Origin of the sequence: Flavobacterium sp. CAU 1735 (genome assembly GCF_039888695.1) — a bacterium.
Classification (GTDB): domain Bacteria; phylum Bacteroidota; class Bacteroidia; order Flavobacteriales; family Flavobacteriaceae; genus Flavobacterium.
The window spans coordinates 12,794-27,342 of sequence record NZ_JBDQQQ010000007.1; the positions used below are offsets into that span (position 1 = coordinate 12,794).

At 40.9% G+C, this 14,549-nt stretch carries 9 protein-coding genes; 6 read left to right on the plus strand and 3 right to left on the minus strand.

Going from position 1 to position 14,549, the window contains the following annotated elements; translation table 11 throughout:
- Positions 1 to 23 precede the first annotated feature (23 nt).
- The 6 genes from AAFN64_RS14495 to murI all read left to right on the plus strand — a co-directional run bounded on the left by AAFN64_RS14495 (position 24) and on the right by murI (position 6,587).
- Entirely contained in the window at positions 24 to 707 is a 684-nt protein-coding gene (locus AAFN64_RS14495; RefSeq protein ID WP_300485314.1) for a DUF6089 family protein, read from the plus strand.
- A 4-nt stretch (positions 708 to 711) separates the two neighbouring features.
- A complete protein-coding gene (locus AAFN64_RS14500; protein ID WP_300485316.1) occupies positions 712 to 1,452 on the plus strand; it encodes an isoprenyl transferase in 741 nt (246 codons plus the stop codon).
- A complete protein-coding gene (locus AAFN64_RS14505) occupies positions 1,385 to 4,135 on the plus strand; it encodes a POTRA domain-containing protein (protein WP_347760985.1) in 2,751 nt (916 codons plus the stop codon). The genes AAFN64_RS14500 and AAFN64_RS14505 overlap by 68 nt, the downstream gene beginning before the upstream one ends.
- Before the next feature lie 40 nt (positions 4,136 to 4,175).
- Complete coding sequence (locus AAFN64_RS14510) at positions 4,176 to 5,207, plus strand: OmpH family outer membrane protein (RefSeq protein WP_300485321.1); 1,032 nt, start codon at positions 4,176 to 4,178, stop codon at positions 5,205 to 5,207.
- 17 nt (positions 5,208 to 5,224) lie between these two features.
- Entirely contained in the window at positions 5,225 to 5,737 is a 513-nt protein-coding gene (locus AAFN64_RS14515; protein WP_300485323.1) for an OmpH family outer membrane protein, read from the plus strand.
- Between the two features lie 64 nt (positions 5,738 to 5,801).
- Positions 5,802 to 6,587, plus strand: coding sequence for a glutamate racemase (gene murI, locus AAFN64_RS14520; protein WP_347760986.1), 786 nt, complete (start codon positions 5,802 to 5,804; stop codon positions 6,585 to 6,587).
- A gap of 90 nt (positions 6,588 to 6,677) precedes the next feature.
- Here murI and AAFN64_RS14525 read toward each other — a convergent pair whose 3' ends face one another.
- Genes AAFN64_RS14525 through AAFN64_RS14535 form a run of 3 tightly spaced genes read right to left on the minus strand, consistent with a single transcriptional unit; the run spans position 6,678 to position 14,425 of the window.
- Positions 6,678 to 7,190 (minus strand): gamma carbonic anhydrase family protein, encoded by a 513-nt coding sequence (locus AAFN64_RS14525; protein ID WP_300485327.1) that lies wholly within the window; start codon positions 7,188 to 7,190, stop codon positions 6,678 to 6,680.
- Positions 7,191 to 7,250: 60 nt separating this feature from the next.
- Positions 7,251 to 8,246 carry a type IX secretion system membrane protein PorP/SprF gene (locus tag AAFN64_RS14530; RefSeq protein WP_300485330.1) on the minus strand — a complete coding sequence of 332 codons (996 nt, stop codon included), beginning with the start codon at positions 8,244 to 8,246 and terminating at the stop codon, positions 7,251 to 7,253.
- A 5-nt stretch (positions 8,247 to 8,251) separates the two neighbouring features.
- Positions 8,252 to 14,425: a choice-of-anchor L domain-containing protein gene (locus AAFN64_RS14535; RefSeq protein ID WP_347760987.1), complete on the minus strand. Its 6,174-nt coding sequence runs from the start codon at positions 14,423 to 14,425 to the stop codon at positions 8,252 to 8,254.
- Positions 14,426 to 14,549: the final 124 nt, after the last annotated feature.

The following is a 14,549-nucleotide window of genomic DNA, read 5'->3' on the forward strand; positions in this document are numbered from 1 at the left end:
TATTTGCACACTATTTTAGAAAAATGAGTCGAATTCTTATTGCATTTTTACTGGTATTTACCTTCACAAGTTCGCACGCTCAGATTAATGAGCTGGGTATTTTTTTAGGTGGAAGCAACTATGTAGGAGATGTAGGACCAACGAGTTACATTGCTCCAAAAGACTTTGGTTTCGGGATCTTATACAAATGGAACCGAAGCAAAAGACATTCCTACAGAATTTCCTACACACAGGGAAAAATAAGCGCAAGTGATGCCGACTCGAAGGTTTCCGGAAGAAAGGACCGGGGTTACAGCTTTGAAAATTCCGTAAAAGAATTATCTTTAGCACTCGAATTCAACTTTTTTGATTTCGATTTACATGATTCCGGACCAATGACTACTCCTTATATTACAACAGGAGTGAGTTTATTCCGCTATGACGAATTGTACGTATTGAACGGTACCACCCGTACAGACGATTCCCGAAATGCTTTTGGTATTCCGATTATTGCGGGAATCAAAACAAGGCTGACGGATAATTTTATCCTGGGATTTGAAGTAGGTGCCCGTTATACTTTTACAGACAATTTGGACGGAAGTAATCCCAAAAACGACCAGTTTAAGCGATTACAATTCGGAAATCTAAACAGTAACGACTGGTATGTTTTTTCGGGGATAACCCTAACATATACATTTGGTCAAAACCCATGTTTTTGTGCAGAATAAATAAATGGATTTAGAAAATACAATTAATAAAGAAAACCTTCCCAAACACCTGGCCATCATTATGGATGGTAACGGTCGTTGGGCAAAACAAAAAGGGATGCTCCGTGCGTTTGGCCATGAAAACGGTACCAAATCGGTACGGACAACCGTAGAATGTTGTGCCAAACTTGGGATTTCATTTCTTACCCTTTACGCTTTTTCGACCGAAAACTGGAACCGCCCAAAAGTTGAGGTGGAAACCCTGATGAAACTTTTGGTCAAATCCCTAAAAAGCGAACTTCCGACTTTACAGAAAAACAGCATTCGTCTAAATTGTATCGGCTCGATACAGCATTTACCGGATTCGGTTCGAAAAGAACTGATGGAAGTTATTGAAAAGACACAAAACAACTCCCGAATGACGTTAACACTGGCGCTGAGCTACGGTTCCCGTGAAGAAATCATTTCAGCTGTAAAAAACATCAGTGATAAAGTTAAAAATAATATAATTTCATCAGCCCATATTGATGAATCAATTATAAATCAGCATCTTTACACGCATAATTTACCCGACGTCGACCTGGTTATCAGAACAAGCGGCGAACACCGTATCAGCAACTTTTTATTATGGCAAATTGCTTATGCAGAGTTCTACTTTACTGACGTACTATGGCCTGATTTTAGAGAAAAAGATTTATATGAGGCAATCATCAGCTATCAAAAAAGAGAACGTAGATTTGGAAAAACCAGCGAACAAATTAAATAATTTACAAATGCTTCAAAAAGGAATACAACTACTTTTTGCTATTATAATTTTAGGAAACATTTCCAAATTAAATGCTCAGGAACAACCGCATACCGGACCTGAAACGGGTCGACAATACATATTAGCAGATGTAGATGTTACGGGAAAAATCAGTTATAACCAACAAACGGTTGTAACCTTTTCCGGTTTGGAAAAAGGACAAATGATCAGTGTTCCCGGAGAGGAGATCAGTAATGCCATTAAAAAACTTTGGAAGCTTGGACTTTTCAACGATATCAATGTTTATTTCAATAAAATTCAGGGCGATAGTATTTTCCTGGAGTTAAATATCCATGAATTACCCAAATTACAGGATGTAAAATTCACGGGTGTTAAAAAAGGAAAGAGCGAAGAGTTTATCAAAGACAACGACCTTAAAAAAGGAAAGGTTGTCAATGAAAACTTAATTACCACAACGCGTAATTACATCGAAAACAAATATAAAAAAGACGGTTTTTTCAACACGAAAGTAACCATCAATACCATTCCTACCGATTCAACCGAACACAATGTGAACATGGTTATCCTGGTAGACAAGGGCAAAAAGGTAAAAGTTTCGGACATCGAAGTCACCGGAAACCAGATGATGTCGGCTTCCAAAATCAAAAAAGCGATGAGCAACACCAAAGTGCGCAATCCTTTTAACCCGATGCGTCTTTTCAAGTCTTCAAAATACATCAAAGACAAATACAAGGAAGACTTAACTTCCATTGTTGAAAAATATAAAGAAAAAGGTTATCGCGATGCCCGTATCACCTCCGATACGGTTACCTATAACAAACAAGACAATACCGTAGCGATCAAATTAAACGTTGAAGAAGGAAAACGTTACTATTTTGGTGACATCCGTTTCCTTGGAAATACGGTTTATACCGATCGTGAATTACGACGACTTCTGGGGATTAACAGAGGTGATGTTTATAACGGAAAAGTATTACAGGAGCGTATTGCCAACAAAAAAAGTCCGGATGCGGAAGATATTACCAACCTATACCAAAACAACGGTTATTTGTTTTCGAACATCAACCCGGTTGAGGTTCGTACGGCAAACGACACTATCGATTTCGAGATCCGAATCGTAGAAGGACCAATTGCCTACTTCAACAATGTAACGGTTAAAGGAAATGACAAAACGAACGATTATGTAATTTATCGTGAATTACGTACCCGTCCGGGACAAAAATGGAACAAACAGGACGTAATCCGTACCATTCGTGACTTAGGAGCGTTACAGTTTTTCGATGCGGAAGCCATCCGTCCGGAAGTTAAAAATGCCGATCCGTCTTCAGGAAGTGTTGACGTAGAATGGAGCGTAGTTGAAAAAGGTTCCAGCCAGGTAGAGCTACAAGGTGGTTACGGTGGTGGTGGATTCATCGGAACGTTGGGATTATCGTTTAACAACTTCTCGATCAAAAACATTTTTAACAAAAGTGCTTACCGACCGTTACCGATGGGAGACGGACAAAAAATGTCGCTACGTCTTCAGGGAAGTAGCTATTTCCAAACCTATAGTATTTCCTTCCAGGAACCATGGTTAGGTGGTAAAAAACCGGTAAGTTTCTCGACATCGATTTCACACAGTAAACAATTCTTATACAACTACCAGACACGTGATGTAACTCGAAACCAAAGTTTCAACATTACAACATTATCGGTAGGATTAGCGAAACGTCTTACAATTCCGGATGATTATTTCCAATTATCCCACGTAGTGAGTTTCCAATATTACGATTTGAACAACTATAACACCGGGTTATTTACCTTCGGTAACGGTTCGTCTAAAAACCTTACTTATACCATTGGTTTGACTCGTAACAGTAAAGGTTTCAACCCGATTTTCCCAACTTATGGATCAGAATTTAGTATTTCTGGAAAATTTACCTTACCTTACTCGTTATTTAACGGAGTGGACTACGGTGATTTAGGTAACCAAGAGGCCTATAAATTGAAAAATACCGGTGCCGGATACCTGAATTCCAACAATATTTTTGTGCCATCAGGATCGTTTATCGATTCCAATGGAAATCCGGTAACGAATTTCCACGATGCTGCAGCTGATCAATCATTAGTGGATCAAAAGAAATTTAACTGGTTGGAATATTACAAAGTTAAATTCAAAGCCGATTGGTACACGACCATTTATAATAAATTAGTATTGCGTTCGTTAGGAGAGTTTGGATTCTTAGGAGCCTACAACCAATCGAGAGGATTAGTTCCGTTTGAACGATTCTATTTGGGAGGTGATGGATTGGCGAATTTCTCTATGGACGGTAGAGAGGTGATTCAGTTACGAGGATATCCAAATCAATCGTTAACACCAATCATCCAGGAAGGTTCTCAAAAAGGACAACAATCCGGAGGAACCATTTACAACAAGTTCTCATTAGAGTTGCGTTACCCGATTACCATGAATCCATCGGCATCAATCTACGGATTAACATTCTTAGAAGCAGGAGCCTCTTTCGATTCATTTAAATCCTACAATCCATTTGATCTGAAACGTTCGGCCGGATTTGGATTACGAGTATTTATGCCGGCATTTGGATTACTGGGAATTGACTTCGGATATGGATTTGATGCCTTACCGGGACAAACTCAGAAAAACGGATGGGAAACGCACTTTATCATTGGACAACAGTTTTAATAAAGTTTGGCACGATAGTTGAAAAATAATATTTAATTCTATGAGAAAATATTTTTTATTGGCACTTGTAACATTTGTTAGTATCGCTTCGAATGCGCAAGGTAGAGGAATCCGAATAGGTTATATCGATATGGAGTATATTCTGGAAAAAGCACCGGAATATGCCGAAGCGAAAAATCAGCTGGAACTAAAAGCACAAGGCTGGAAACAGGAGATCGAGGCCAAAAAAAATGAAATCAACAAATTAAAGGAAAGCCTTAAAACAGAAAAGGTTTTGCTTACTAAGGAATTAATTACCGAACGAGAAGAAGAAATCAAGTTCCTTGAAACGGAAATGTTGGATTATCAGCAAAAACGTTTTGGTCCGCAAGGCGATCTGATGACTCAGAAAACCATGCTGGTAAAACCAATACAGGATCAGGTATTTAATGCCGTTCAGGATATTGCCGAAGCCAAAAAATACGATTTTGTATTCGACAAATCATCCGATCTGACGATGCTTTTTGCAGCACAACGTTTTGACATCAGTGATCAGGTATTACGAGCACTAACCCGTTCGCAGAAAAAAGAGCAGCTGAGCAAAAAACAGCAAAAAGAACTGGAAGCTCAGGAACGCAAAGAAGATATGGATAACGCCAATCCGGATCAGGTGGAACGTCAACGAAAAATTGACGAAAGAAAAGCAGCTCGTGAAAAACTAATTGCCGATCGTAAAGCGGAACTTGAAGCCCGAAAACTGGAGCAGGAAGAAAAGAGAAAACTACTACTTGAAGAGCGAAAAGCAAAACAAGGTGGTAACAAAACCGAAAATAAAGCGACTGATAAAACAGTTGAAAAAGCAGCAGACGGAACTCAGGTAACCACACCTGCAGCAGATCCAAAAGCCGACATTAAAGCGGCACAACAGGAAGCCCGTGAAAAAGCGGCTCAGGAACGTCAGCAAAAAATTGACGAGCGTAAAAAAGCCTTGGAAGAGCGTAAACAAAAAATACTGGAAGAAAGAGAAAAGGCTAAAAAAGAGCGCGAAGAAAAATTGAAGAATAAGACAACAGAAAATAAATCAGAAAATTAAATTAAATACCTAAAACAATGAAACAGTTAAAAACTTTACTTATCGCTGCTGCACTTTTCATTGGTGCTAGTCAAACTATTTCTGCACAGGCGAAAATAGCGCATATCAACGTAAGTGAATTGATGACAAGCTACCCGGATATGAAAACCGCACAGGCTCAAGTGAAAAAAATTGGTGAGACATACGATGCACAATATAAAACCATGGTTAGCGAGTATCAAACCAAATTGAAAAAATACGAGTCGGAAGCTGCAACAGTAACAGAAGCAATCAACGAAACACGTTCTAAAGAAATGCAGGACATGGGTCAGAGAATCCAACAGTACAGAGAAAACGCTGGAAAAGAATTACAACAAAAAGAATTGGATCTTGTAAAACCAATCATGGAAAAAGCAAGAACGGCTATCCAGAAAGTAGCGAAAGCAAAAGGATATCAGTATGTTTTAGATTCAACTGACGGAAGTGGTGTAATTTTAGCTGACGGTCCGGATTTATTAGGTGACGTTAAAAAAGAATTAGGATTTAAATAATCATTATATTCATAAAAATAAAACTGCTCTTTTTCCAAGGGCAGTTTTTTTTTATATTTGTGTAATGAGTAGTAAAAACCCCATAGGCTTATTCGACTCCGGTGTTGGAGGCATTTCGATCTGGAAAGAGGTACATCAACTCCTCCCTCATGAAAACACCATCTATTTAGCCGATAGTAAAAACGCCCCTTATGGTCAGAAGACCAAAGAAGACATTATCCGTTTAAGTTGCAAAAACGTTGATTATCTAATCGAACGCGGTTGCAAAATGGTAATCGTTGCCTGTAATACGGCAACAACCAATGCGATAAAAGAACTACGTGCCAGCTATGACATTCCTTTTATTGGTATCGAACCGGCAATTAAACCGGCCGCCAATCAGACCCAAACCGAAACCATTGGAATCCTGGCCACAAAAGGAACGTTAAACAGCGAGTTATTCCACAAAACCATAGCGAACTACCAACACCTCAATATCATTGAACAGGTGGGCTATAATCTCGTTCAACTGATCGAAAACGGCGACCTTGAATCCGAAGAGATTAAAGAGCTATTAAAAACCTATCTCGATCCGATGGTAGCCGCCAATATGGATTATCTGGTTTTGGGTTGTACCCACTACCCTTTTCTGATTCCGCAGATTAAAGAAATTATTCCGGATCATATTAAAATTATCGACTCCGGTGAAGCTGTTGCGAAACAAACTAAAAACATACTGGAACAAAACGGATTGTTAAACACATCCCACGAAGAAACACAGCATTTGTTCTACACCAATTCGAAAGCGGATGTTCTCAAAAAATTACTGGGTGCTCCCTTCTCCGACAATGTTTCCATAATCGATTTTTAAACTGAAAATTCATTATACCAAAAAGGCCATCTTTTATCTTAAGATGGCCTTTTGTATTTTATAAATCTCCGAATTGGGCAAGTAACAAACTTATTCTTTAAACCAACTGGAATACATCACGTAATTATTCGAAATACGCTCGATTTCCCCGGCGAAATCCGAAGCATTGATATCTTTTACCTTTTTAGCCGGAACACCCGCGTAAATCACTCCGGATTCCACCACAGTGTTCTGCGTTACCACCGAACCCGCAGCAATAATCGAATTACTCTTGATCACGCAATTATCCATTACAATCGCTCCCATACCGATCAAGACATTATCTTCGATCGTACAACCGTGAACAATCGCATTATGCCCGATGGAAACGTTATTTCCTATCACCGTTGGATGTTTCTGATACGTACAATGGATCACCGCACCATCCTGGATGTTTACCTTATCACCTACTTTTATATAATGTACATCACCGCGTACAACAGCATTAAACCAAACACTACATGAGGCACCAAAGGACACATCTCCGACAATAGTGGCATTTTCGGCCACATAACAATCTTCCGGGATTTGAGGATACTTCCCTCTAACTTCTTTTATAACCATAACTGTCTTTTAAAAAAATGTCCCGAATAAATCGGGACAGAATTAATAATCTCTTTATAATTAGTTAACTGCAGGACAGTGGCAATCGTATGGCTCACGCTTACAGAATAAGTTGATACCAAGTGTGATTTGATGGAATCCTGAGTTATCAAATTTTACATCACCCGTTAAGTGTGAATACGTATACGCAAACATAAAGTTTTTGTAATTCACCCCAACGATAGGAGTGATATATTGTAATTTCTGGTCACTCACGCTGTTATCAGCAACGAATTGAGCACCGTCGAAACTTCTTCTATAAGACAAACCTCCCCATAATTTACCGAAGTCCATATCTTTATAAACTTTCAGGTTGATATCGAAGGTTTTCTCTTTGGTTTTATCTACATACTGTAACATTACAGATGGCTCCCATGATAATCCATTATCGCTGTTACCAAACACATAACCCACACTCCATAGATATTTTCTTAAGTTATCACTTTCAATATCGGTATAGATATCGCGTTTGTTTGATACGGCATTCTTAACCGTAAAGTGCGTATAGAAATCAAGGTAGTGGTAAGATGCCCCCAAATCGATATTAAAATACGAATCTTTTTGTTTCATACCGGCAACGATCGGATCAAACTCGTTTCCGAATTTGGATTCATCCAGCGTACTTTGTACCAAACCGGCACTCATACCAAATGACAACTGATTTAAATCGTTAACCCCTCTTGAAAAACGGATGTGGTGCGCATAGGTAATCTTACCTCCCATTTGCGAATGATACCCATTTTTATCATTAAAAGCAATAATACCAATACCGGATTGCTCTCCAACACTTGTATTAAAACTCAAAGTTTGTAAGGCCGGTGCATCATCTTGTCCAAACCATTGCTGTCTGGCTGTTAATCGGATTTTTCCACAATTTGCTGCTCCAGCCATAGATGGGTGTATCAGATAATAGTTGTCCGATAAATAATCAGAATAAACTGCAATCCCTTCCTGTGCAAAGGACATTTGGGATAAAAATAATGCTAAAACTAAATAACGTTTTTTAAAAATATTCATTTGGGTTATCTTTTTAATGAGAAATGCGCTTTAAACTCTTTAATATCTCCATTCTCGGTATAGGTCACTGTGAACCAGTAATCCGTCGATGGTAGCTGTTGACCGTTCATCGTTCCGTCCCATCCGGTTGATCGCGATGGTTTGATCTGTTTCAATAGTTTTCCGTATCGGTCAAATATATAAATTTTTGCGTTTGCATCGTTTTCTAAATCACCAATATTCCAGAAATCGTGATATCCGTCCCCATTTGGCGTAAAGTAATGCGGATAATTGATTGCCGTTACAGGAATGGTTACCGTAGCACAACCTTTGTTATCGTATACCGTTACCGTGTGCGATCCGGAGCTTACATTGGTAAATACCGGGCTTGTCTGGATGTCACCTTCGTCTAATTGGTATACGTACTCTCCGATTCCAATCGCTTCTACTGTGATGGATTGGTTATCCGTGAACGCATTCGATACATAAGCCGTAACTTCTGCCGGTTCCGATTGTGTGATCACTACTGATGCCGGTAATGAAGGACATCCTGTTGCAATGCTGGTTGCAATTACAGAGAACGTTCCCGGGTGGTTTACTTCATACGTAGCTCCTGTTGCGCCTGTAATCGGTTGTGGTACTCCCGCTGCATCATTCTCATACCATTGGAACGTGTGCGTTGTAGCATCCAATCCACTGTTGATGATATGCGTACTTAATACCGTTCCTGTCTCTTGATCAATACATACAAATCCTGCATTTGGTGTCGGTTCCGGTAAACGGTGCACCGTGATGTTGAATCGTATTTCTGCAGGACATCCGTAAGTGCTGTAGGTGTTTTTAACTACTGCAATGATCTCGTGTGTCAGGTAATCCGTGATTGTATACGTTGCTGGTGTTGCAATCGGTGTTCCGTTGGCTAAGTCTGCATCCGAAGCATAGTAGCTTACGCTAAAGTTCGGATCCGCTGCCTGTACAGGACCTAAGATCGTAGCATCCAAATCATTTAAGTTAAACGTTTCCGTTCCATCGTTTAGGTCATCACATCTGTCGATATCCGCTACATCAGTAGCTTCCGATCCACGCTCCACAAATAATTGGAAGCTTGTGGTGTTGTAACATCCTGTTGTAGTGTTTACCACACGTACATAGATGGTTTCGCCGTTTACAGTACTTGGGTGACTGGTTGCCAATGGAGCATTTCCACTATCAGCATCCGCCTGGTTAGCATGGTAGCTTACCGTGTAACCTGCAGGACCTTGTCCGGCTAATGCCTCAGGTGTTTTAGTACTTAAATCAAATACACCACTTCCTGTGAATGGAATCTGACACATATGGTAATCGGTTACCGGACCAGCAGCTGGTCGTGGGTTTACGATTAATGGCTGTTCTACTACTAATGAACAACGGTCACGGTTGTTGGCCGGTGCTGTTGTTACACGTACCCATACGCTGGTTAAGGCGTTTCCGTTGGCATCCATATTTTGCCAGTTGGTTGGTGTAGCAATCGCGTTGGTTCCTGCTAAAGCATCCGCCTGAGTTGGGTGGTATGTTAATACGTAGTTCGGTTCATTGTTTCGGATGTAGTTCGCGTTTTGCGTTACATCAAAGAACGTGATTCCATCTCCTGGATAATCATCATCACACTCTACAAGTGGTGCCGGGTCGAATTTCGGTTCCGGTAGTGGTGTAACACGGATCGTTAGGGTTACATAGCTGCTACATCCTGCGCCGCTTACTACTTCTACTAATAAAGTCTGTACCGTTGCCGTGTTATGGAACGCAGTTGGATCTGCGATCAACGTAGCCGGGTTCGGTGGTAAGGCCGTGCTGCTGTAATAATTAAAGGTATATCCTGTCGCTCCTCCGGTGATTTGCGCTTCACGGATCGTTAAGTCAAAGATTTGACGTTGATCATTTGGTAAAGCATCATCACAAAGGGTGATCTCGTCCGGCTGTGTTAATTGTAGCGGACTGTTTACAATCAGTTTAAAGCTTCCGATGGTATAACATCCTGTTGCTTTATGCGTTACACGTACCCAGATCGTTTGGCCGTTGGTTCCGATAAAGTTTCCATTGGATACGATAAATGGTGAACCATTCTGCGCATTGGTTTCTGAGATATAGTAGTTCACTACATAATCCGATGCAGGTCCGGTTTGAGCTGCAAGGATTGTGGCCGTGTGTACTGTTAAATCAAATGTGGTTTGGTTATCATGCGGATTCGAATCCGTATCACACTCATCAAGGTCTAATAGTGTTGGCATGATTGGTGCCGGTTGCACTAGTAAGTTGAACGAGTATACGCTCTTACATCCCGTTACCGTATTGGTTGCCAATACCCATAGGGTTTGTGTCCAAGGGTTGATGTTTTGGTATGGTTGAACGGTGATTGGGAATAATCCGTTTTCTGCATTTTGTTGTGTTTCGTGGAAGCTTAATACTACGTTAGCTTCTCCACTTAACATACCCGGAATTAAGGTTGTTAAGTCAAAATCTCCGATTCCGTCGTTGTTAGTTCCGTCACATGTAGTTACCGGTGTTGTTGGCATTACCAATACTGGTAGTGGCTCCACTCGTAAGTCCATTGCAGTTACCGCATAACATCTCGTTGTACTGTTGGTCACACGTACAAAGATGGTTTGTACTGTAGCAACTTCATTGGTGTATAACGTTGGTAATTCGGTTCCGGCTGTTCCGGCTTCTGCTAAAACTTGTGTCTTATAGAATTTAACTTCCAATCCGGTTGTGGTTCCGATGATTTCCGGAATCTTAGTTGATAAATCGAATTGTTCGTATAACGCCTGTCCGGTGTAATCACAAAGGGTGTATGCCGGTACCGGGCTTGGTACGGTTGGTAGTGGATTTACGATTAGATCGAAAGATCCTACTGCGATACAGCCTGATGCGTTTTTCAACTGGTACCAGATTGTTTGCGGGTTCGAAGCATTCGTATAGGCTGCCGCTCCTGTAATAGGGCTGGTTCCTGCTAATGCATCTGCTTCGGTGGTATAGTAGGTTACGTTTACTCCTGCCTGACCATTGATCGCTTCTGCGTCTTTGGTGGTAAGGTTGAAGATTTCAAATCCGTCACCAGGAGTACTGGTTTCACATAATTCGTAATCGGTGATATCCCCTACTACAATACGTGGTCTTTCATTAACAATTAAAGTTAAGGTACTGAAAGAAGCACATGCGTTTACTCCGGTGTTTACAACACGGATGTAAATAATTTGTGTATGCGGATTGATGTTCGTGTATAACGGCATCGCAATCGGATAGTTTCCTAATTGAGCATCTTCCGGTGTTTCGTGGAAGGTTACCGTTAAGTTAGGGTCACCTCCGGTGATTTCTGCGATTTTAACGCTTAAGTCAAATGTTTCAATTCCGTCGTCGTAGTTGGAGTTACAAACTTCCAATGGAGTCGGGTTGAAAATAGTTGGTGCTACTACTGTAGTTACCGTATGGCTCGCTGTTTGTGGTTGACTACAGTTTGGTGTACCGTTGCTTTGTACGCTTACCAAAGTATACGTAACCGGTCCGGTCAATGCTGCTGTTGCAACTGTAGCGGTTCCGGCACTGTTTAAGGTAATTGTAAATAAAGTTGGATCGGTTCCAATAGTATACGTTACCGTAGCATTTGGTGTTCCGTTGAATACGATATTCGCCGTACTTCCTGAACATACCGAAGCAGGTCCGGTTACTGTTGCTACCGGTAGATCTTTAACGCCGATCGTTACCGATGTACTGATGTTTCGGGTACATACCAAAGGTCCTGCTGTACTTACGCTAACCAGGCTATAAGTAGCCGGTGCGGTTAATACAGGAGTTGTAATTGTTGCCTGACCCGCAGCATCAAGGTTGATCGTTACCTGAGTCGTTCCGTCACTATATGTAACAGTTCCGTTGGCTGGTCCTGTAAACGTTACTACAGCCGTGTCACCAGAACAAATTAATGCCGGTGCACTGATTGTCGCTGTTGGTAATGGGTTTACGGTAATTGTTGCACTACCGGTTAAGGTTGCCATACAAGCCGGAGTTCCCGAAGAAATAACCCGTACAAGGCTATAAGTCGTTGTTGCTGTTAACGGACCAACTGTTACCAATGCCATTCCATTCGTATCTAATGTTACAGTAGTATCAGCCGTACCATTATTATAGGTAACAACAGCACTTGGTGTTCCGTTAAATGTTAGTACCGCGGTATCACCGGAACAGATTGTTGTATCGGTTCCTATTGTAGCCGTTGGTGCATTATAAACAGTTATATTAACCGAACCCGTAAGGTTTCTGGTACACTGTGGTGCTGTATCATTACTTACCACGCTTACCAAACTATAAACCGTATTGGCTGTTACAGGTGGCGTTATTACCGATCCGTTTCCGGAGGCATCCAAAGTGATACTGGCCGGATTAGTGTCAACCGTATAATTTACCGTTGCATTAGGCGTACCTTGAAAAACGATTACTGCAGTACTTCCATTACAAGTACCATCAGGTCCGCTAATAGCTGCCTGTGGTAGCGCTTTTAGAATCAGGTTAAAACTTGTAGTTCCAAAAACGGTAGGATCGGCTGCTCGTTCCATACGGATATAAACCGTTTGATTACCAGTAGTAAAAGCATTAGCCGGTGTAATTGGATTCGCATCATTATCGGCATCCGCCTGATTAAGATGGAATGTAATATTGTAGTCGGACGCATTTTGTCCTCCAAGAATAGTCGTATAAAATTGTGTCAGATCGAAAGTCTCAACACCATCGCTGTCAATATCACAAACTGTTTGATCATCTGGACGTACCGGATCAGCTGTACACGAAATCACGTTTACATTAAACTGACGGATAACATAACAGGCATTTTCACCCGTTGAAACATTCACATAAATCGTTCTGGTAATTGGCGTCAGATAATTCGTCGGATCCTGAACATAATTTGCTCCTTGTTCCGCATCTGTCAAACTGGTATGATAGGTAATAATCGTACCCGGATCAAGACCCGCTAAAATTGCAGCACGATTGTCGTCGAGGTTAAAACTAACCGGAGTTGTTCCGTCACCACACTTAAACAAGTCAACCGGTGTTCCGGCCGCAATAGGTGGAAAGACTTCTACAGTAACCGGATCGGGCTGTTGCACACAGGCACCGGAAACATTTGTAATGATAACACCATAAGTCCCAGGTGTCGAAACACCATAGGAAGGTCCGGTTGCCCCAGGAATAGGATTTCCTCCGTTAGTCCATTGGAATGTATAAAAAGCTGGATCCAATCCGGTAGATAAGGTTCGAATCTCACCCGGACACAAAGCCCCAAGGTTATCAATTGTAAGGTTTCCTCCTAAAGAAGCCTGCCCTACGTTAAAACTACCCGCTTGTAAAAATACCGCAGAATCATAAGCAGTATCCAGTCCCGAAACTCCACCACCATCGGCAATTACCATTTTAATTCGATAAGGGGTATTTGGAGTAACTGTAGCAGACGCATTCATTACAACCGTTCTTCCTATAAAATGAATCGGAGCCGGTGGAAATCCGTTTTCCGGGTAATACATTCCGAAGTAAGTAGGGTTCAATGAGGCACAAATTGCATTATTTATCTGGTCTTTTATTGTAAAAACAGAAATTGGGGTTGAAGTTCCCGGTACAACAGCCAAGTTAGTACTTTGCCCAGTCGTTAGATTTGTTAAAATAAAAGCAAAAGCATCAGCATAATCTGTCGTACATTGATACATACCATACTCTTCCGAGGCAAACAGGAAATTAAAACTAAAACTATTGGTTAGCGGTGTAAAATTAAACTGGATATAACTGGCATTCGTATAGGTAAACGCATTATTTACAACACCGGCTTGCACCATTGTTTGCTTTAGATCGGCATCTCCGGTCCAGGAAGTACTTCCCTGACTTAAAATTCCGTTATTCGGTCCCGAAGCCGAAGTAGCTCTACCAGTACTTAAAATCACACCCGACTGAATTGGGAAGTTAGGATTGGTATTCTGAAAATACCCGATACCGTTTTCCGAATTCTGTCCATTGGTATTCCCCGTTCTCCAGGTCACGTTTGAAATTTGCGCACATTGGGAGTTGATCAAAACATCTTGAACCAATTGAGGAACCGTATATGTATTGGAATTCACCGTTATAGGCTGGGAAAAAGCCACAACAGAGAATAGCAAAAACAATAGAGGGGAGAGTTTTTTCATATTTGCTTAAGCTTGTAAAATATCTTATTTTGGGGTTAAAACAGTTCCTTTATGTTAATTTTTCCTTTAAAATTTCCAAATATACTTATTCAAACGATATATGTTCGTTAAATTTGCAAAAAAT